General features: G+C 72.4%; 19 protein-coding genes. 17 read left to right on the top strand and 2 right to left on the bottom strand.

Going from position 1 to position 20,017, the window contains the following annotated elements; translation table 11 throughout:
• Positions 1-32: 32 nt before the first annotated feature.
• From rpsK to glmM, 9 genes are all read left to right on the top strand, one after another.
• Entirely contained in the window at positions 33-437 is a 405-nt protein-coding gene (gene rpsK, locus OG553_RS13185; protein WP_003956432.1) for a 30S ribosomal protein S11, read from the top strand.
• A 147-nt stretch (positions 438-584) separates the two neighbouring features.
• Positions 585-1,607, top strand: a complete 1,023-nt coding sequence (locus OG553_RS13180; protein ID WP_008739666.1) for a DNA-directed RNA polymerase subunit alpha — start codon at positions 585-587, stop codon at positions 1,605-1,607.
• Positions 1,608-1,713: 106 nt separating this feature from the next.
• Positions 1,714-2,181, top strand: a complete 468-nt coding sequence (gene rplQ / locus OG553_RS13175) for a 50S ribosomal protein L17 (RefSeq protein WP_030298228.1) — start codon at positions 1,714-1,716, stop codon at positions 2,179-2,181.
• 103 nt (positions 2,182-2,284) lie between these two features.
• On the top strand, positions 2,285-3,148 hold the full coding sequence (gene truA, locus OG553_RS13170) for a tRNA pseudouridine(38-40) synthase TruA (RefSeq protein WP_405979181.1): 864 nt from the start codon (positions 2,285-2,287) through the stop codon (positions 3,146-3,148).
• A gap of 60 nt (positions 3,149-3,208) precedes the next feature.
• Positions 3,209-4,837: an ABC-F family ATP-binding cassette domain-containing protein gene (locus OG553_RS13165; RefSeq protein ID WP_405979180.1), complete on the top strand. Its 1,629-nt coding sequence runs from the start codon at positions 3,209-3,211 to the stop codon at positions 4,835-4,837.
• A 187-nt stretch (positions 4,838-5,024) separates the two neighbouring features.
• The gene (locus OG553_RS13160; protein ID WP_405979179.1) at positions 5,025-6,281 is read left to right on the top strand and encodes a glycosyltransferase family 87 protein; all 1,257 of its coding nucleotides are present in this window, start codon (positions 5,025-5,027) and stop codon (positions 6,279-6,281) included.
• Between the two features lie 243 nt (positions 6,282-6,524).
• The gene (rplM, locus tag OG553_RS13155) at positions 6,525-6,968 is read left to right on the top strand and encodes a 50S ribosomal protein L13 (RefSeq protein WP_362460589.1); all 444 of its coding nucleotides are present in this window, start codon (positions 6,525-6,527) and stop codon (positions 6,966-6,968) included.
• Positions 6,969-7,010: 42 nt separating this feature from the next.
• Complete coding sequence (rpsI, locus tag OG553_RS13150; protein WP_045945298.1) at positions 7,011-7,526, top strand: 30S ribosomal protein S9; 516 nt, start codon at positions 7,011-7,013, stop codon at positions 7,524-7,526.
• Positions 7,527-7,662: 136 nt separating this feature from the next.
• Positions 7,663-9,021, top strand: coding sequence for a phosphoglucosamine mutase (gene glmM, locus OG553_RS13145; RefSeq protein WP_405979178.1), 1,359 nt, complete (start codon positions 7,663-7,665; stop codon positions 9,019-9,021).
• Here glmM and OG553_RS13140 read toward each other — a convergent pair.
• Both OG553_RS13140 and coaA read right to left on the bottom strand, forming a co-directional pair.
• On the bottom strand, positions 9,018-9,986 hold the full coding sequence (locus OG553_RS13140; RefSeq protein ID WP_405979177.1) for a DUF389 domain-containing protein: 969 nt from the start codon (positions 9,984-9,986) through the stop codon (positions 9,018-9,020). The two genes, glmM and OG553_RS13140, sit on opposite strands and share 4 nt — an antisense overlap.
• Before the next feature lie 15 nt (positions 9,987-10,001).
• The gene (coaA, locus tag OG553_RS13135; RefSeq protein WP_405979176.1) at positions 10,002-11,021 is read right to left on the bottom strand and encodes a type I pantothenate kinase; all 1,020 of its coding nucleotides are present in this window, start codon (positions 11,019-11,021) and stop codon (positions 10,002-10,004) included.
• Positions 11,022-11,299: 278 nt separating this feature from the next.
• Between coaA and OG553_RS13130 the strand changes: the two genes are divergently transcribed.
• The 8 genes from OG553_RS13130 to tsaE all read left to right on the top strand — a co-directional run bounded on the left by OG553_RS13130 (position 11,300) and on the right by tsaE (position 19,844).
• A complete protein-coding gene (locus OG553_RS13130; protein WP_405979175.1) occupies positions 11,300-12,079 on the top strand; it encodes a hypothetical protein in 780 nt (259 codons plus the stop codon).
• Positions 12,076-12,846, top strand: a complete 771-nt coding sequence (locus OG553_RS13125; RefSeq protein WP_405979174.1) for a hypothetical protein — start codon at positions 12,076-12,078, stop codon at positions 12,844-12,846. Before OG553_RS13130 ends, OG553_RS13125 begins: the two co-directional genes overlap by 4 nt.
• A gap of 164 nt (positions 12,847-13,010) precedes the next feature.
• Entirely contained in the window at positions 13,011-14,873 is a 1,863-nt protein-coding gene (gene glmS / locus OG553_RS13120) for a glutamine--fructose-6-phosphate transaminase (isomerizing) (RefSeq protein ID WP_405979173.1), read from the top strand.
• Between the two features lie 14 nt (positions 14,874-14,887).
• On the top strand, positions 14,888-15,256 hold the full coding sequence (locus OG553_RS13115; protein ID WP_125604279.1) for a holo-ACP synthase: 369 nt from the start codon (positions 14,888-14,890) through the stop codon (positions 15,254-15,256).
• A gap of 35 nt (positions 15,257-15,291) precedes the next feature.
• Positions 15,292-16,719, top strand: coding sequence for an NAD(P)H-hydrate dehydratase (locus OG553_RS13110; protein ID WP_405979172.1), 1,428 nt, complete (start codon positions 15,292-15,294; stop codon positions 16,717-16,719).
• 275 nt (positions 16,720-16,994) lie between these two features.
• Positions 16,995-18,131, top strand: a complete 1,137-nt coding sequence (alr, locus tag OG553_RS13105) for an alanine racemase (RefSeq protein WP_405979171.1) — start codon at positions 16,995-16,997, stop codon at positions 18,129-18,131.
• A 26-nt stretch (positions 18,132-18,157) separates the two neighbouring features.
• On the top strand, positions 18,158-19,333 hold the full coding sequence (locus OG553_RS13100; RefSeq protein WP_405979170.1) for an alpha/beta fold hydrolase: 1,176 nt from the start codon (positions 18,158-18,160) through the stop codon (positions 19,331-19,333).
• Positions 19,290-19,844 (top strand): tRNA (adenosine(37)-N6)-threonylcarbamoyltransferase complex ATPase subunit type 1 TsaE, encoded by a 555-nt coding sequence (gene tsaE, locus OG553_RS13095; protein WP_405979169.1) that lies wholly within the window; start codon positions 19,290-19,292, stop codon positions 19,842-19,844. Before OG553_RS13100 ends, tsaE begins: the two co-directional genes overlap by 44 nt.
• The last annotated feature ends 173 nt before the right edge of the window (positions 19,845-20,017 follow it).

Here is a 20,017-nt window from a genome sequence, read left to right as displayed (position 1 = left end):
GTAGGACCGACCACCTCCCGTAGGAGTAAGAGATGCCCCCCAAGGGTCGTCAGGGCGCTGCCAAGAAGGTGCGCCGCAAGGAAAAGAAGAACGTCGCTCACGGGCACGCCCACATCAAGAGCACGTTCAACAACACCATCGTTTCGATCACCGACCCCTCGGGCAACGTGATCTCCTGGGCCTCCGCCGGCCACGTCGGCTTCAAGGGCTCGCGCAAGTCCACCCCCTTCGCCGCGCAGATGGCCGCCGAGTCGGCCGCCCGCCGCGCGCAGGAGCACGGCATGCGCAAGGTCGACGTCTTCGTCAAGGGTCCCGGCTCCGGCCGTGAGACCGCGATCCGCTCCCTCCAGGCCACCGGCCTCGAGGTCGGCTCGATCCAGGACGTCACCCCCACCCCGCACAACGGCTGCCGCCCGCCGAAGCGCCGCCGCGTCTGACGCAGCGGACGCACCTGTGCGTTCTTGAGTGTCCGGGCGGTGCGCCCCCTCCGGGGGACGTACCGCCCGTACCCTTGTAAGTCCGCGGCCCCCGGGCCGCACCCGTCGGGCGTCAAATAGTGGGCGTCCACGACTGAAGGAACAGACATGCTTATCGCTCAGCGTCCTTCGCTGACCGAAGAGGTCGTCGACGAGTACCGCTCGCGGTTCGTGATCGAGCCGCTGGAGCCGGGCTTCGGCTACACCCTCGGCAACTCCCTGCGCCGTACCCTCCTGTCCTCCATCCCGGGTGCCGCTGTCACCAGCATCCGCGTGGACGGCGTCCTGCACGAGTTCACCACCGTGCCGGGCGTCAAGGAAGACGTCACGGACATCATCCTCAACATCAAGCAGCTGGTCGTCTCCTCGGAGCACGACGAGCCGGTCGTGATGTACCTGCGCAAGCAGGGTCCCGGCCTGGTCACCGCTGCCGACATCGCGCCCCCGGCCGGTGTCGAGGTCCACAACCCGGACCTGGTCCTCGCCACGCTCAACGGCAAGGGCAAGCTGGAGATGGAGCTGACCGTCGAGCGCGGTCGCGGCTACGTCTCCGCCGTCCAGAACAAGCAGCTGGGCCAGGAGATCGGCCGCATCCCGATCGACTCCATCTACAGCCCGGTCCTCAAGGTCACCTACAAGGTCGAGGCGACCCGAGTCGAGCAGCGCACCGACTTCGACAAGCTGATCGTCGACGTCGAGACCAAGCAGGCCATGCGCCCGCGCGACGCCATGGCGTCCGCCGGCAAGACCCTGGTCGAGCTGTTCGGTCTGGCCCGCGAGCTCAACATCGACGCCGAGGGCATCGACATGGGCCCGTCCCCGACGGACGCCGCCCTGGCCGCCGACCTGGCGCTGCCGATCGAGGAGCTGGAGCTCACCGTTCGGTCGTACAACTGCCTCAAGCGCGAGGGCATCCACTCCGTGGGTGAGCTCGTCGCCCGCTCCGAGGCCGACCTGCTCGACATCCGCAACTTCGGTGCGAAGTCGATCGACGAGGTCAAGGCGAAGCTGGCCGGCATGGGCCTGGCCCTCAAGGACAGCCCGCCCGGATTCGACCCGACCGCCGCCGCCGACGCCTTCGGCGCCGACGACGACGCGGACGCCGGTTTCGTCGAGACCGAGCAGTACTGAGAAAGCTTGCGGGGGGCTCGCGCCCCCCGCACCCACCCCCTCGCGACCGCTTGGGGGAACTGACACCGGTACCTGACACGGCCGGTGCAGATTTGAAGGAGTAACAATGCCGCGTCCCGCAAAGGGTGCCCGCCTGGGCGGCTCCGCCGCGCACGAGAAGCACCTCCTCGCGAACCTCGCGAAGGCGCTCTTCGAGCACGGCCGCATCACCACCACCGAGGCCAAGGCCCGCCGCCTGCGTCCCTACGCCGAGCGTCTGGTCACCAAGGCCAAGAAGGGCGACATCCACAACCGTCGCCTGGTGCTGCAGACGATCACGGACAAGAGCATCGTGCACACGCTGTTCACCGAGATCGCCCCGCGCTACGAGAACCGCCCCGGTGGTTACACGCGCATCACCAAGATCGGCAACCGTCGTGGCGACAACGCCCCGATGGCCGTGATCGAGCTGGTCGAGGCCCTGACCGTGGCCCAGCAGGCCACCGGTGAGGCCGAGGCCGCCACCAAGCGCGCCGCGAAGGACGCCGAGGCCGTGGCCGAGGCTCCCGCCGCCGAGGAGACCAAGGAGGCCTGATCCCGTCCCGGGATCGAGCTTGCTTGATCGGCTCTGAACGGGCCCGCCCCTTCCCGGGGGCGGGCCCGTTCTGCATTGCTGTGCTTCTGAGAGGATCTGTCACGTGAGTGACGAGGTGGAGCCCGGGCACGTCCGGGTACGGCTGGACCTGAGCTACGACGGCAAGGACTTCTCCGGCTGGGCGAAGCAGCGCACGCTGCGGACCGTCCAGGGCGAGCTGGAGAGCGCCCTGCAGACCGTGATGAGGCTCAAGGAGCCGGTCGAACTGACGGTGGCCGGACGCACCGACGCCGGGGTGCACGCGCGCGGGCAGGTCGCCCAGTTCGACCTGGCCGAGGAGGTGTGGGCCGAGCACCACGACAAGCTGCTGCGCCGCCTCGCGGGCCGGCTGCCGCACGACGTACGGGTGTGGAAGGCCGCCGAGGCCCCCGAGGGCTTCAACGCCCGGTTCTCCGCCATCTGGCGCCGCTACGCCTACCGCGTCGGCGACCACCAGGCGGGCGTGGACCCGCTGCGCCGCGGGCACGTGCTGTGGCACCAGTGGCCGCTGGACGTGGACGCCATGAACGAGGCCGCCGGTGCGCTGGTCGGCGAGCACGACTTCGCCGCGTACTGCAAGAAGCGCGAGGGCGCCACGACCATCCGTACGCTCCAGCAGCTCAGCTGGGAGCGCGGCGAGGACGGCGTCATCACGGCGACCGTCCGCGCGGACGCGTTCTGCCACAACATGGTCCGCTCGCTGGTCGGGGCCCTGCTCCACGTCGGCGACGGGCACCGGCCCGTCGAGTGGCCCGGACAGGTGCTGGCCGCCGCCGTACGGGACTCCTCGGTGCACGTGGTCAAGCCGCACGGGCTGACCCTGGAGGAGGTCGGCTACCCGGCGGACGAGCTGCTGGCCGCCCGCAGCAAGGAGGCGCGGAACATGCGGACGCTGCCGGGCGCGGGCGGCGGCTGCGCGGGCTGCTGAGCCCTCCGTCCGGCCGGGCGGGCGCAAACCGGTTGGGCGGATCACCGCCCGACCGGGAGAATGCCCGGCATGGGACATCTCGAAGCCAGCCACCTGGAGTACTACCTTCCCGACGGGCGGGTCCTGCTCCCCGACGTCTCCTTCCGCGTGGGGGAGGGGTCGGTGGTGGCCCTGGTCGGGGCGAACGGCGCGGGCAAGACCACCCTGCTGAAGCTGATCTCCGGCGAGCTCCAGCCGCACGGCGGCGGGGTCGCCATCAGCGGCGGGCTCGGCGTGATGTCGCAGTTCGTGGGCTCGGTCCGGGACGAGACGACCGTACGGGACCTGCTGGTCTCGGTGGCGCAGCCGCGGATCCGGGACGCGGCGAAGGCCGTGGACCGGGCCGAGCACCTGATCCTGACGGTCGACGACGAGGCCGCGCAGATGGCGTACGCGCAGGCGCTCAGCGACTGGGCCGACGTCCAGGGCTACGAGGCGGAGACCCTGTGGGACGTGTGCACCACGGCCGCGCTGGACATCCCGTTCGACCGGGCCCAGTACCGCGAGGTGCGCACGCTGTCGGGCGGTGAGCAGAAGCGGCTGGTGCTGGAGGCGCTGCTGCGCGGGCCGGACGAGGTGCTGCTGCTCGACGAGCCGGACAACTACCTCGACGTGCCGGGCAAGCGGTGGCTGGAGGAGCAGCTGAAGGCCACCCGCAAGACGGTGCTCTTCGTGTCGCACGACCGGGAGCTGCTGTCCCGGGCCGCCGAGAAGATCATCAGCCTGGAGCCGAGCCCGACGGGTACGGACGTCTGGGTGCACGGCGCGGGCTTCGACACGTACCACGAGGCGCGCAAGGAGCGCTTCGCCCGCTTCGAGGAGCTCAAGCGGCGCTGGGACGAGGAGCACGCCCGGCTGAAGGCGCTGGTGCTGCGGCTGCGGAACCAGGCCGCGAGCAGCCCGGACATGGCCTCGCGGTACCGGGCGATGCAGACCCGCTTCCAGAAGTTCGAGGAGGCGGGCCCGCCGCCGGAGCCGCCGCGCGAGCAGGAGATCAAGATGCGGCTCAAGGGCGGGCGTACGGGCGTGCGCGCGCTGACCGTGGAGAACCTGGAGCTGACGGGGCTGATGAAGCCCTTCTCGCTGGAGGTCTTCTACGGCGAGCGGGTCGCGGTGCTCGGCTCGAACGGCTCCGGCAAGTCGCACTTCCTGCGGCTGCTGGCGGGCGAGGACGTCAAGCACACCGGTGACTGGAAGCTGGGCGCGCGGGTGCTTCCCGGCCATTTCGCGCAGACGCACGCGCACCCGGAGCTGTTCGGGCGCACGCTCGTGGACATCCTGTGGACGGAGGCGGCGAAGCCGCTCGGCCCCGCGATGGCGGTGCTGCGCCGGTACGAGCTGGAGCGTCAGGGAGAGCAGAAGTTCGAGAAGCTCTCGGGCGGCCAGCAGGCGCGTTTCCAGATCCTGCTGCTGGAGCTGGCCGGTACGACGGCGCTGCTGCTGGACGAGCCGACGGACAACCTGGACCTGGAGTCGGCGGAGGCACTGCAGGACGGTCTGGAGTCGTACGACGGGACCGTGCTGTGCGTGACGCACGACCGCTGGTTCGCGCGGACCTTCGACCGGTATCTGGTCTTCGGTTCGGACGGTGTCGTGAGGGAGACTCAGGAGCCCGTCTGGGACGAACGCAGGGTCGAGCGCAAGCGCTGACGCGCGGACCGTGTGTCCGGCGGACGGAGTCCGACGCAGTCGGCCGAAGCCGCCGAGGCCCCCTGGGGCCGAGGGGTACGAGGGCGACGGTGTGGATGGGGCCTCAGGAGCCCGTCCGGGACGAACGCAGGGTCGAGCGCAAGCGCTGAGGGGGACTGCCGTGGGGCTGCGGCCGAGCATCTGGCTCATGCGGTGGCGGCAGCCGTCCACGGGGGTCCGGGTGACCGGGTGGCTGCTCGGGCCGGCCCCGCGGGCGTGGCGGGTGGTCTCGGCGGGGGTCCTGGTGTTCCTGGCCGTCTCCACGAGCCTGCGGGCGAACTGGGGCTCCGACAACGCGTTCGTGGTCAAGGCCGCGCGGACGCTGCTGGACGGCGGCTCGCCGTACGAGGACAAGCGGTTCCTGTACCCGCCGAGCGCGGTGCTGATGGCGGTGCCGGAGGCGCTGCTGCCGCGGGAGGTACTGCGCTGGCTGCTGCCGGCGGGGATCTCCGGGCTGCTGGGCGCGGGCTGGCTGGCGGCGCTGAAGCTGTTCTCGGTGCCCCTGTGCTCGCGGCTCGCGGTGGGCGGGTTCGCGGTGCTGGCCCTGGCGTACAAGCCGTACGTGAACCTGGTGCTGATCGGTAACTGGACGGCGCTCTCGGCGGCCGCGCTGCCCTTCGCGCTGCTGCTCGCGCACCGGGGGAGGTGGGTGGCGGCCGGGGTGGTGGTGGGGCTGGCGATCGCCTGCAAGCCGATGCTGGTGCCGGTGGGGCTGCTGTTCGTGCTGGCCCGGCGGTGGCGGGGGCTGGCGGTGGCGGTGCTGGTGCCGCTGGGGGCGTCGCTGGCGGGGGCGCTGGTGATGCCGAGCCCGTCGCTGTTCTTCACCAAGACGCTGCCGTTCCTGTTCCAGGGGCAGGACGCGTACGCGCTGCCGTGGGACGCCTCGCCGATCGCGGTGCTGCCGCGGCTGGGGGTGCCGCAGCCGGTGGCGGTGGCGGTGGCCTTCGCGGGAGCCGGGGCGGGGCTGTGGGCGGCGTGGACGCGCTGGCGGCGGCCGGATCCGGAGGGTGACGGCGGTGAGCTGCGGCTGGTGGAGACGGCCTGCATGGTGATGCTCGCCGCATTCCTGGTCTCGCGGCCGTCCTTCGACCACTACCTGCTGGTGGTGCTTCCGCTGCTGCTGGCGTCGGGGGTGCGGGAGGGCTCGATGCCCCGCTCGCCCTGGTTCTGGCTGGCCCTGACGCCCCAGCTGGCGCTGGTCCCGTGGCCGGAGGAGCTGTCCCGCAAACGGCGCGCGTTCAAGGACTGCGCCACCCTCTGCGGGCTCGCGGTTCTGCTGGTGCGTCGTGCATCGCGCTCCGGTCGGGTTACTCTGGAACCCGTAACAACTGCGGGGTCCCCTCCCAGGACCGAACCGGAGTGCGCCGCGACGCCAGCAGAATCGGCATCGCGGACCGCGTTTTGACCCGTATGGGTCTGCTTGGGTATCCTGCTGGTTTGTTATGCGTATTGGCTTTCTCATTCTCACGTGAAAGGGCCTTACGCCGGTCCACCGGACCGATGACCAGCAGTTCGAACCGTTCGCGCGGGTTGCGTCCCGATGCGAACGAGGGCTGTCGTGATCGTCCGTGGTGACCCTGTCAGGACCCTTCCCTCGGGGCTCGCACCCTATGGGATGACCCACCACTGAAGAAGCGAAGGCATACGCGTGCGTACGTACAGCCCCAAGCCCGGCGACATCTCGCGCCAGTGGCTCGTCATTGACGCCCAGGACGTCGTCCTCGGCCGTCTGGCGACCCAGGCCGCTGCCCTCCTGAAGGGCAAGCACAAGCCGACCTACGCCCCCCACATGGACATGGGCGACTTCGTCATCATCATCAACGCCGACAAGGTTCACCTGTCCGGCAACAAGGCCTCCCAGAAGATGGCGTACCGCCACTCCGGTTTCCCGGGCGGTCTGCGCTCCGTGCGCTACGACGACCTCCTGGCGAACAACCCGGAGAAGGCCGTCGAGAAGGCCGTCAAGGGCATGCTCCCCAAGAACACCCTGGGCCGTCAGATGCTCTCGAAGCTGAAGGTCTACTCGGGCGACCAGCACCCCCACGCTGCCCAGCAGCCGGTGCCGTTCGAGATCACCCAGGTCGCGCAGTAGTTCCGGCCACCCCCTAAGACGTAGAGAATTCTGAGGAGCATCGTGGCCGAGACCACCGCCGAGACCCCCGTCGACGAGTTCGAGGGCGTCGAGGAGTACACCACCGAGTCGGACGTCGTCGTCGAGGGCGACTACACCTCCGAGTCGCTTGCCGGTCGCTTCGGTGACCCCCAGCCGGCCGCCGGCCTGGGCCGTCGCAAGAACGCCATCGCCCGCGTCCGGATCGTTCCGGGCACCGGCAAGTGGAAGATCAACGGTCGCACCCTTGAGGACTACTTCCCCAACAAGGTGCACCAGCAGGAAGTCAACGAGCCCTTCAAGCTCCTGGAGCTTGACGGCCGCTACGACGTCATCGCCCGCATCTCGGGTGGCGGCGTCTCCGGTCAGGCCGGCGCCCTGCGCCTCGGCGTGGCCCGCGCGCTGAACGAGGCGGACGTGGACAACAACCGCCCGGCGCTGAAGAAGGCCGGCTTCCTTTCCCGCGACGACCGTGCGGTCGAGCGCAAGAAGGCCGGTCTCAAGAAGGCCCGTAAGGCTCCGCAGTACAGCAAGCGTTAATCTGCGCCTGCTGTTCAGCAACGAAACCGCCCCGGCAGCACTCTCTGTGCTGTCGGGGCGGTTCGTTTACCGCCAAAAGCGGCAAACAACTGTCACTAGCGGTCACCAAGCGAAGCTTGAACTCGGGAGGACAACAGTGGGACGACTCTTCGGGACGGACGGTGTACGAGGCGTCGCCAACGCGGATCTGACGGCTGAGCTCGCGCTCGGCCTCTCCGTGGCGGCCGCACATGTACTGGCCGAGGCGGGCACCTTCGAGGGCCACCGGCCGACGGCCGTGGTCGGCCGCGACCCGCGCGCGTCGGGCGAGTTCCTGGAGGCCGCGGTCGTCGCCGGCCTCGCCAGCGCCGGCGTTGACGTCCTGCGCGTCGGTGTGCTGCCCACCCCGGCGGTGGCGTATCTCACCGGTGCGCTGGGCGCCGACCTCGGCGTGATGCTCTCCGCGAGCCACAACGCCATGCCCGACAACGGCATCAAGTTCTTCGCGCGCGGCGGCCACAAGCTCGCCGACGAGCTGGAGGACCGCATCGAGTCCGTCTACGAGGAGCACCGCACGGGCGCGCCCTGGGAGCGCCCCACCGGCTCCGGCGTCGGCCGCGTCTCCGACTACGACGAGGGCTTCGACAAGTACGTCGCCCACCTCATCGGGGTCCTCCCCAACCGCCTCGACGGCCTGAAGGTCGTCCTGGACGAGGCCCACGGCGCGGCCGCGTACGTCTCGCCCGAGGCCTTCACCCGCGCCGGTGCGGAGATCGTCACGATCGGCGCCGAGCCCGACGGCCTGAACATCAACGACGGCTGCGGCTCCACCCACCTGGACCTGCTGAAGCAGGCCGTGGTCGAGCACGGCGCCGACCTCGGCATCGCCCACGACGGCGACGCGGACCGCTGCCTGGCCGTGGACGGCACCGGCGCCGAGGTCGACGGCGACCAGATCCTCGCCGTCCTGGCGCTGGCCATGCGCGAGGCCGGGCAGCTGCGCGGCGACACCGTGGTCGGCACGGTCATGTCGAACCTGGGCTTCAAGCTGGCCATGGAGGCCGAGGGCATCCAGGTCGTGCAGACCGGCGTCGGCGACCGCTACGTGCTGGAGTCCATGAAGGAGCACGGCTACGCCCTGGGCGGCGAGCAGTCCGGCCACGTGATCATCCTCGACCACGCGACGACCGGCGACGGCACCCTGACCGGCCTGATGCTGGCGGCGCGCGTCGCGGCGACCGGGCGCTCGCTGGCCGAGCTGGCCGGGGTCATGCAGCGGCTGCCGCAGATCCTGATCAACGTCCCGGACGTGGACAAGTCCCGCGTGGCCACCTCGGGCGAGCTGGCCGCGGCCGTCGCCGACGCCGAGCGCGAGCTGGGCTCCACCGGCCGGGTGCTGCTGCGCCCGTCCGGCACCGAGCCCCTCGTACGCGTGATGGTGGAGGCCGCCGACATCGAGCAGGCCCGCACGATCGCCGGCCGGCTCGCGGACGCGGTGAAGTCGGCGCTCGGCTAAGCGCTGCCGCTGCCTCGTGGCGCACCCGGCGGGCGGGTCATCCGCGCGTGCTGGGTGCGCCACAGCAGCTTCCACCCGATCAGGGTCAGCGAGCCGGAGACGATGATGCCGAGCAGGTTCAGCAGCAGCTGCTCCGCCGAGCCCCACATCTGGCCGAACTCCCCGTAACCGAGCGCCACGGCCGCGTTCGCGGCGGCCGGGACGGTGGTCACCGAGATCGCCACCCCCACCAGCGCCCCCGACTTCGCCGACGTCAGCGACAGCATCCCGGCCACACCGGCGAGCACCGCCACGACGAAGGAGAACGGGTCGGGCTGCCAGATGAAGCTGGTGTTGGGCCGCGGCTTGTCGAGCATCCCCGGGTGGAACAGCCCGAGCGCGTCCATGACCAGGCTGAACGCGGTCGTCGCGACGATCGCGGCGGCGAAACCGACCAGCAGGGCGATCAGCGAGCGCCACGCCGCCTTCGGGGCGCGCTGCACCAGCCCCGTGCAGATCCCGGCGAGCGGCCCGAACTCGGGGCCGACGGCCATTGCGCCGACGATCAGGATCGCGTTGTCGAGCACCACGCCGCAGGCGGCGATCATCGTGGCGACGATCATGAACGCGCTGTAGGTGATGGTGAGGGTCGACTCCTCGTGGGTGGACTCGGAGAGCTGCTCCCAGATCACCGCGTCCGCCGCCTCGCCCGGGGCCTCCTCCTCCGCCTCGTCGGCGCGCGTGGAGATGGAGAGGTCGATGTTCTCGACGGCGATGGACCCGCTCCGGTCGATGCCGAGGGAGCGCATCTCCTGGAGCAGCTCGTCGGCCGACTCGCGGGCCACGTCGCACAGCACCAGGTCGCCCTCGGGGTCTCGGGCGGCGCCCTCCAGGACGACCAGGTGGGTGGTGCCGACGGTCTGCCCGATCAGCTCCACCACCTGCTCGGTGAGGTGGTGCGGGGCGATCATCCTCAGGTGCAGCATGGCCGCACCCTAGTGCTACAGCTTGCGCAGGCTCAGCTTCTGCACCTTGTGGTCGGGTCCCTTGCGCACGACGAGGGTGGCGCGGCCGCGGGTGGGGGCCACGTTCTCCAGCAGGTTGGGCTTGTTGATGGTCCGCCACATCGTCTGCGCGTACTCCAGGGCCTCCTCCTCGGAGACCTGGGTGTACTTGCGGAAGTAGGAGAAAGGATTCTGGAACGCGGTCTCGCGCAGCTTCCGGAACCGGTTGAGGTACCAGCGCTCGATGTCCTCGGGGCGGGCGTCCACGTACACGCTGAAGTCGAAGTAGTCGGCGAGGCCGACGCGGGTGCGGCCGTCCTTGCCGGGCAGCGCGGGCTGCAGGACGTTGAGCCCCTCGACGATGAGGATGTCGGGGCGGCGGACGACGAGCTGCTCGCCCGGCACGATGTCGTAGATCAGGTGGGAGTAGACCGGCGCCTTGACCTCGTCCTTGCCCGCCTTGATGTCGGCGACGAACCGGGTCAGCGCGCGGCGGTCGTAGGACTCGGGGAAGCCCTTGCGGGAGGTCAGGCCGCGGCGCTGGAGCTCCTTCATCGGATACAGGAAGCCGTCCGTGGTGACCAGCTCGACGCGGGGGTGCTCGGGCCAGCGGGCCAGGAGGGCCTGGAGCAGACGGGCCACGGTGGACTTGCCGACGGCGACGGAGCCGGCGACCCCTATGACGAAGGGGGTGCCCTGCTGGGCGCCGTGGCCGTTGCCGGCGTCGCCGAGGAAGGTGTTCAGGGTGCCGCGGAGGTTGCTGGTGGCGCCGACGTACAGGTTCAGCAGGCGGGATAGCGGCAGGTACACGTCCCGGACCTCGTCGAGGTCGATGACGTCGCCCAGGCCGCGCAGCCGCTCCACCTCCTCGGCGGTCAGGGGCAGCGGGGTCCGCTCGCGCAGGGCGCTCCACTCGGCCCGGGTGAGGTCGACGTACGGAGACGGGTCCTGGGCCCGGCGGGGACCGGGGCGCTCCGTTGCGCGGTCCGGCGTACAACGCGTCGGCGAGGTGATCACACCGCCATTGTCGGGGCTCCGGGGCCCTCGTGGGTGGTGGGGTCGGTCACGTGAGGGGTGGCTGCCGGGAGAACGGGTGGTTGCGGCGGTCGGGCGGTGCGGAGGCGGGTTGTGCACGAGTACGTCTCGATCGGAGGCCCGCGCGGTCTCGTGCGGATCACGAATTCGGCCCGCGCGCCGCGAACGCCGATCAGGTGATCGATCGAGTCGTACATTGAACATCACCGTGGCGTCGACCAGCGTCCCGGCGGTGTTCGGTTTTCTGGGGGGAAGTCTTCGTGGGTAAGAGTCATGTCCGTCGTGCTGTCCTGGCCGCGTCCGCGGTGTCGCTGAGTCTGCTGGTGACGGCCTGCGGATCCGGCGACTCCGGGGCGAAGGGCGGCGCCGGGGGGAAGCCGGAGGCGGGGGCCGCCGCCTCCGCGTCGGCCGCCGCGGGGAAGTCGGCCGCCGAGCTGGCCCCGCTGCTGGTGAACCAGGCGGACCTGCCGCAGTACAAGGTCGAGCCGGACTCCCCGAAGGACGACCCGACGAGGAAGGTCGACTCCGACAAGGCCGTCTGCAAGCCGCTGGTCCAGCTCCAGGGCCTCGTGCCGATCGGCAAGCCGGCCGGCACCGTGATCGCCACCGTCAGCGAGAAGCGCAAGCCCCTGGGGGCGGGCGCCACCCTGGACGAGCAGATCGCCGAGCTCAAGGACACCGCCGGTGTCTCGGGGACGTCCGTCGTCCTCGACTCGTACGGCGCCAAGGGCGCCGAGGAGGCCTTCGCGGGGCTGAAGGCCGCCGCTGCGGCCTGCTCCGGCGGGTACGCCTCCATCGACGGCGCCAGGACCACCAAGGTCGAGAAGGTCGCGCCCGCCGCCCCGGTCACCGCCGGGGACGAGTCCCTGGCGTTCCAGCTGGTGGTGGCCCTGCCCGCCGGCGGCGCGAAGGGCAGCATGCAGTTCATCGTCGTGCGCAAGGGCGCCACGCTGGTCACCTTCGAGGGCCTGAGCGTGACCGGTGAAGCCGCACAGCCGCCGAAGGCGGTCGTGGAGGCCCAGGTCAAGAAGCTCGGATGAGACCACCGCGCGCGCGGCGCCTCGCCGCAGTGAGTGCCTCGGCGGCCTCCGGTCTGACGCTGGCCCTGCTGGTCACCGGATGCGGGACCGCCCGGCCGGGCATGGTGATGGAGATCGTGCCGCCGGCGGAGCTGCCCGCCGGCACGGCCGACCACGCCTCGAAGGGCAAGGGGCAGGAGGTGCCGGCCCGGCTGATCCTGGCGCAGGGCGACCTCGTGGACCACCGGGTCAGCCCCGAGGGGGCGGACAGCGCCCTGGTGAGCGTGGACCGGCCGGAGTGCAGGGAGCTGGCCCACGCGGCCTCCGGGTTCCTGCCCACGGGCCGGACCGGCTGGGCCAAGGCGTCGGTGGTCGCCGTACCGGCGCCGCTGCCGCAGGAGGCCACGGACCGGCAGAGGCGGGCGGCCGCGCAGGACGCGGCCAGCTCCACCGTGACGGTGGTGACCCTCGGCACGTACGCGGGGAACGCGGCCGGCGGGCACTTCGCCGAGGTGCGGGCCGCGGGCGAGGCCTGCACGGACGGCTACTCCGCCACCGCGAACGGGGAGACCGTCCGGGTGACGCGGGTCGTCCCGCACGCCGCGCACGGCGGCGACGAGGCGGTCGGCTACACGGTGGAGGCCGAGCACGACGGCGAGCACTACGCCACCGAGCTCGTGGTGGTCCGCAAGGGCGGCACGCTCGCGAACTTCCTGGCCGGCCGCACCTCCGGGGCGGCGGAGCTCGCGGCTCCGGTGGTCGAGGCGCAGCTGCGCAAGCTGGGCTGAGGGCGGGCCGAGGGCAGGCCGGGGGCGGGCCGAGGGCGGGCCCAGGGCCTCGAACGGCCGATTCGAAAACATCGTCAACCCCGATCCGGTGGATTCGCCGGGGCGGGGTTTTCGTCTTGTTCGGGTACGGGGCAGACGGGCGGCCACGGCGTACGCTGCCGCCTATGTGCGGAATTGTGGGTTACGTAGGGGCGCAGTCTGCGCTCGATGTGGTCATCGCCGGACTGAAGCGGCTGGAGTACCGCGGCTACGACTCGGCCGGGGTCGCCGTGCTCGCCGACGGGGTGCTCGCCAACGTCAAGAAGGCCGGAAAGCTCGTCAACCTGGAGAAGGAGCTGGTCAGTCGGCCGCTGCCGGCCGGCTCCACGGGCCTCGGGCACACCCGGTGGGCGACCCACGGCGGGCCCACCGACGTCAACGCCCACCCCCACCTGGACAACTCCGGCCGGGTGGCGGTCGTGCACAACGGCATCATCGAGAACTTCGCCGAGCTGCGCGCCGAACTCGCCGAGCGCGGGCACCGGCTGGAGTCCGAGACGGACACCGAGGTGGTCGCGCACCTGCTGGCCGAACGCTTCGAGGCGGCCGGGGGCGCCGGGGGAGGCGGCCTCGCGGAGGCGATGCGGCAGGTGTGCCGGCGGCTGGAGGGCGCGTTCACCCTGGTCGCGGTGCACGCCGACGAGCCGGACGTGGTGGTCGGCGCGCGCCGGAACTCCCCCCTGGTGGTGGGCGTTGGAGAGGGTGAGAACTTCCTCGCCTCGGACGTGGCCGCGTTCATCGCCCACACCCGGTCCGCGATCGAGCTGGGGCAGGACCAGGTCGTCGAACTCCGCCGCGACGGGGTCACGGTGACCGGCTTCGACGGTGCGCCCGCGACCGTGCGGGCGTACCACGTGGACTGGGACGCCTCGGCGGCCGAGAAGGGGGGCTACGACTACTTCATGCTCAAGGAGATCGCCGAGCAGCCGAAGGCCGTCGCCGACACGCTGCTGGGCAGGATCGACGCGAGCGGCCTGCTGACCCTGGACGAGGTGCGCATCCCCGCCTCGGTGCTCCGGGAGGTCGACAAGGTCGTGATCGTGGCCTGCGGTACGGCCTACCACGCGGGCATGATCGCGAAGCTGGCCATCGAGCACTGGACCCGCATTCCGTGCGAGACCGAGCTGGCCAGCGAGTTCCGCTACCGCGACCCGATCCTCGACCAGCGGACGCTGGTGATCGCGATCTCGCAGTCCGGCGAGACCATGGACACCCTGATGGCGCTGCGCCACGCGCGCGAGCAGGGCGCCAGGGTGCTGGCCGTCTGCAATACGAACGGCTCGACCATCCCCCGCGAATCGGACGCCGTGCTGTACACGCACGCCGGTCCGGAGGTGGCCGTCGCCTCCACGAAGGCGTTCCTGACCCAGCTGGTCGCCTGCTACCTCGTCGCGCTGTACCTCGGGCAGGTGCGGGGCACGAAGTGGGGCGACGAGATCCGGGCGGTCATCCGGGAGCTGTCGGACATCGCCGCGGCGGTGGACACCGTGCTGGAGACGATGGAGCCGGTACGGGCCCTGGCGCGCTCCCTCGCCGACAAGGACACCGTGCTGTTCCTCGGCCGCCACGTCGGCTACCCGGTGGCGCTGGAGGGCGCGCTCAAGCTCAAGGAGCTGGCGTACATGCACGCCGAGGGCTTCGCGGCGGGCGAGCTCAAGCACGGGCCGATCGCCCTGATCGAGAAGGACCTGCCGGTGGTGGTGGTCGTGCCGTCGCCGCGCGGGCGTTCGGTCCTGCACGACAAGATCGTCTCGAACATCCAGGAGATCCGGGCGCGCGGGGCGCGGACCATCGTCATCGCGGAGGAGGGCGACGAGGCCGTGGTCCCGTACGCCGACCACCTGATCCGGATCCCGGCGACCCCGACGCTGCTCCAGCCGCTGGTGGCGACGGTGCCGCTGCAGGTGTTCGCGTGCGAGCTGGCGACCGCGCGGGGCAACGAGGTGGACCAGCCGCGTAATCTCGCCAAGTCGGTGACCGTGGAGTAGTTGGGGTTGGCGTTGTGATCGTCGGAGTGGGGATTGACGTTGCCGAGATCGAGCGGTTCGGCGCGGCGCTGGAGCGGACGCCGCAGATGGCCCGGCGCCTCTTCCTCGAATCCGAGCTGACGCTGCCGAGCGGCGAGCGGCGCGGCACCGCCTCGCTCGCCGCCCGGTTCGCGGCCAAGGAAGCCCTGGCCAAGGCCCTGGGCGCGCCCGCCGGGCTGCTGTGGACCGACGCCGAGGTGTACGTCGAGGACACCGGGCAGCCCCGGCTGCGGGTCTCCGGCACGGTCGAGGCGCGGGCGCGGGCGCTCGGCGTGAAGTCCTGGCACATCTCGCTCAGCCACGACGCCGGCGTCGCGTCGGCGGTGGTGATCGCCGAGGGCTGACGGCCCGGACGGGCCCGGTGCGGCAGGCTGGGGCCATGCGTACTGCTTACAGCGTGGAGACCGTACGGGCCGCCGAGCGCGAGCTGATGGCACGGCTGCCGGAGGGCGCCCTCATGGCCCGGGCGGCGGCCGGACTGGCGGCCGTGTGCGCGCAGTTGCTGGCGCGGCGCCGGGGGCGGGTCTACGGGTCCCGGGTCGTGCTGCTGGCCGGCCCCGGGGACAACGGCGGCGACGCGCTGTACGCGGGCGCCCGGCTGGCGCGCCGCGGGGCCGCGGTGACGGCGGTGCCGATGGACCCGGCACGGATCCACCCCGGCGCGCTGGCCGCGCTGCGGGCGGCCGGGGGCCGGGTCGCGGAGTCGGTGCCCGCACGGGCGGACCTCGTACTGGACGGGCTCACCGGGATCGGCGGCCGCGGCGGACTGCGGCCGGCGGCGGCCGCGCTGGCGGAACGGATCCCGGCGGGGGCGCTCGTGGTCGCCGTGGACCTGCCGAGCGGGGTCGACGCGGACACCGGGGAGGTCGCCGGCCCGGCCGTGTCGGCCGACGTGACGGTCACCTTCGGCGCGTACAAGCCCGGCCTGCTGATCGACCCCGGGGCCTCGCGGGCGGGCGCGGTCCGGCTCGTCCCGATCGGGCTGGAGCTGCCCGCCCCGGCCGGGCTGGAGGCGCTCCAGCACGCCGACGTGGCCCGGCTGCTGCCGGTGCCGGGGGCGTCGAGCGACAAGTACCGGCGGGGCGTGGTCGGGGTCGTCGCCGGGTCGGAGCAGTACCCGGGCGCGGCCGTGCTCGCCGTGGCGGGGGCGCTGCGGGGCGGCGCGGGCGCGGTGCGGTACGTGGGCCCGGCGGCGGAGGCCGTGCTGGCGCGGTACCCGGAGGTGCTGGTCGGGCGGGGGCGGGTGCAGGCCTGGGTGGTCGGCCCCGGGCTGGGGTCCGGGCGTGCCGCCGAGGTCGAACGGGCCCTGGCCGACCGGGACGTGCCGGTGCTCGTCGACGCGGACGGGCTGCGCGGGCTGGACCCGGCGGTGGTGCGCGCGCGCCGGGCGGCGACCCTGCTGACCCCGCACGCGGGGGAGGCGGCGGCGCTGCTGGGGGTGGCGCGCGAGGAGGTGGAGGCCGGGCGGCTGGCCGCCGTCCGGGAGCTCGCGGAGCGGTACGGGGCGGCGGTGCTGCTGAAGGGGTCGACGACGCTGGTCGCCTCCGGCGGGGGTGCGGCTGTGAGGGTGAACCCGACGGGGACGCCGTGGCTGGCCACCGCCGGGAGCGGGGACGTCCTGTCCGGGCTGGCGGGGGCGCTGCTGGCGGGTGGGCTGTCCGGTGTCGACGCCGGGTCGGTGGCCGCCTATTTGCACGGGCTGGCCGGGCGGCTGGCCGCCGGTCGGCTGGCCGCCGGGGGTGCGCCGGTGGTGGCCCAGGAGGTCGCCGCCGCGCTGCCGGAGGCGTGGCGGTCGGTGCGGGCCTGACCCCGGCCGGGTGGGGCCGGGCGGCCCTGCGGGGGCTGTCCCCTACCCGCCCTTCCTCCGTTCCCCGGGCTGCTCCCGGACCCCCCTGGGGGCTCCGCCCCCAGACCCCCGCGCCTCAAACGCCGGCGGGGCTGGATTTGCCGGGCGGGGCTGGAGGGTGAGGCGGAAACAGGGCGGGCTGGATTTGCCGGGCGGGGGATACGCGGGCGAGTCGGGCAAGTCCGGCGAACCGTGCCCGATCACCGGGCCGTGCCGGTTCTGAGAGACTGTGGGCGATGAACGAGACTCCGATGCGCGTGTACGCCGAGATCGATCTTGACGCGGTACGGGAGAACGTGCGCGCCCTGCGCGCGCGGGCGCCCCGGGCCGAGCTGATGGCCGTCGTCAAGTCGAATGCCTACGGGCACGGTGCCGTCCAGTGCGCCCGCGCGGCCCAGGAGGCCGGTGCCACCTGGCTCGGCACCGCCACCCCCGAGGAGGCGCTCGACCTGCGCGCCGCCGGGATCCAGGGGCGGATCATGTGCTGGCTCTGGACCCCCGGCGGGCCCTGGCGGGAGGCCCTTGAGGCCGACATCGACGTGTCCGTCAGCGGGATGTGGGCCCTGGACGAGGTCCGGGCCGCCGCCCGCGCGGCCGGCCGTACCGCCCGCATCCACCTCAAGGCCGACACCGGCCTCGGCCGCAACGGCTGCCAGCCCGCCGACTGGGCCGAGCTCGTCGGCGCGGCCGTCGCCGCGCAGGCCGAGGGCACCGTCCAGGTCACCGGCGTCTGGTCGCACTTCGCCTGCGCCGACGAGCCCGGCCACCCCTCCATCCGGCTCCAGCTCGACGCCTTCCGCGACATGCTGGCCTACGCCGAGAAGGAGGGCGTCGACCCCGAGGTCCGGCACATCGCCAACTCGCCCGCGACGCTCACCCTCCCCGAGACCCACTTCGACCTCGTGCGCACCGGGATCGCCGTCTACGGCGTCTCCCCCTCGCCCGAACTCGGCACCCCCGCCCAGCTCGGGCTGCGCCCCGCCATGACCCTCAGGGCCTCCCTCGCGCTGGTCAAGACGGTCCCCGCCGGGCACGGCGTCAGCTACGGGCACCACTACGTCACCGAGTCCGAGACGCACCTCGCGCTCGTCCCCGCCGGCTACGCCGACGGCGTCCCGCGCAACGCCTCCGGCCGCGGCCCGGTCCTCGTGGCGGGCAAGGTCCGGCAGGCCGCCGGGCGGATCGCCATGGACCAGTTCGTCGTGGACCTCGGCGAGGACCTCGCCGAAGCCGGGGACGAGGCCGTCCTGTTCGGCGACGCCGAGCGCGGCGAGCCGACCGCCGAGGACTGGGCTCAAGCGGCGCACACCATCGCGTATGAGATCGTCACACGTATCGGAGGCAGGGTGCCCCGGGTCTACCTCGGCGGCTGACGCGGCCGAGTGAGGACGGCGACGTCGTGAGCGAGAACTGGCGCAAGGCGGGCTGGGCCGGCGCCGCCATCGGTGTGCTGGCGGCGGGCGCCGCGGCCGGTGTCGCGGTCGAACGCATCACCGTGGGACGCGGCATCCGGATGAAGGCGCGCCTCGCCCTCGACGCCGCCGGGGACTTCGGCTCCCTGCGCGGGACCGAGGGCGTCTGCCGCGCCGAGGACGGCACCGAGCTCCACTACGAGGTCGACGAACCGCCCGCCGACGGCAAGAAGCGCCGGCTGCGGCGCAGGAACCCGGCCGAGGGCACCACCGTCGTCTTCTGCCACGGCTACTGCCTCTCCCAGGACTCCTGGCACTTCCAGCGCGCCGCCCTGCGCGGGGTCGTCCGCTCCGTCTACTGGGACCAGCGCAGCCACGGCCGCAGCGACCGGGGCCTGGCCCAGGCCGACGGCGAGCCGGTGACCATCGACCAGCTCGGCCGCGACCTGAAGGCCGTCATCGACGCGGCCGCACCCGAGGGCCCGCTCGTCCTCGTAGGCCACTCCATGGGCGGCATGACCGTCATGGCCCTCGCCGAGCAGTTCCCCGAACTGGTCCGCGACCGGGTGCTCGGCGTGGTCCTGGTCGGCACCTCCAGCGGCCGCCTCGACGAGGTGACGTACGGGCTGCCCTCCGTCGGACTGGGCGCGGTGCGCCGCATCCTGCCCGGCGTCCTGAAGGCGCTCGGCTCCCAGGTCGAGCTCGTGGAGAAGGGCCGCCGGGCCACCGCCGACCTGCTCGCCGGGATGATCAAGATGTACTCGTTCGGCTCCCGCGACGTCGATCCCGGCGTGGCGCGCTTCGCCGAGCGGCTGATCGAGGCCACCCCGATCGACGTGGTCGCGGAGTTCTACCCGGCCTTCCAGACCCACGACAAGACCGCCGCCCTCCAGCGGTTCGCGGACATCCCCGTCACCGTCGTCGCCGGGGACCGGGACATGATCACTCCGGCCGCGCACAGCGTGACCATCAAGGAGGAACTCCCGGCCGCCGAGCTGGTGGTGCTGGAGGACACCGGGCACCTGATGATGCTGGAGCGCCCCGACATCGTGACCGGGCTGCTGACCGGCCTGCTGGCGCGCACCGGGGCCGTCCCCGCAGCGGCTAACGTTGGGGGACATGGAAGAAGTACCGCGGGAAGCGCCGCGCAGCCCGGCCGCTGAGGCCCTGGCCGAGGCCGCCGCAGAAACCCTGATCACCGTCGACTCGCCCGCCTCCATGCAGGAGCTGGGCCGCAGGATCGCCGGCCTGCTGCGCCCCGGCGACCTGGTCCTGCTGACCGGCGAACTCGGCGCGGGCAAGACCACCCTGACCCGGGGGCTGGGCGAGGGCCTGGGCGTGCGCGGGGCCGTGACCTCGCCGACCTTCGTGATCGCCCGGGTGCACCCGTCGCTGGGCGACGGTCCGCCGCTGGTCCACGTGGACGCGTACCGCCTCGGCGGCGGGCTCGACGAGATGGAGGACCTGGACCTCGACGTCTCGCTCCCCGACTCCGTGGTCGTCGTGGAGTGGGGCGACGGCAAGGTCGAGGAGCTGTCCGACGACCGGCTGCACGTGGTGATCGGCCGCGCCGTCGGGCACGAGGAGGTCCTGGACGACGTCCGCGAGGTCGCGCTGCGCGGCGTCGGCGCGCGCTGGGCCGGCCCGGAGCTGGCGGGGCTGGCGGCGCGGTAGCCGCCCAGGCCGCCCGGACACCGGGCCCGCTGGGCCGCCGTGGTTCCGGCCACCGTTCCGACAACGTACCGACAAGTCGTCGGGAAGATATTGCGTTGGCGCAGGCCCGCGTGATGACATGGTACCGAGCGCTGGTTAGGTGTGCCTAAGTGCGGCGTCCCGGGGTCTCAGGA

Origin of the sequence: Streptomyces sp. NBC_00158 (assembly GCF_045160885.1) — a bacterium.
In the GTDB taxonomy this organism is placed as follows: Bacteria; Actinomycetota; Actinomycetes; order Streptomycetales; family Streptomycetaceae; genus Streptomyces.
The sequence above is the reverse complement of the archived record's forward strand: the minus strand, read 5'-3'. Positions and strand labels throughout refer to the sequence as shown.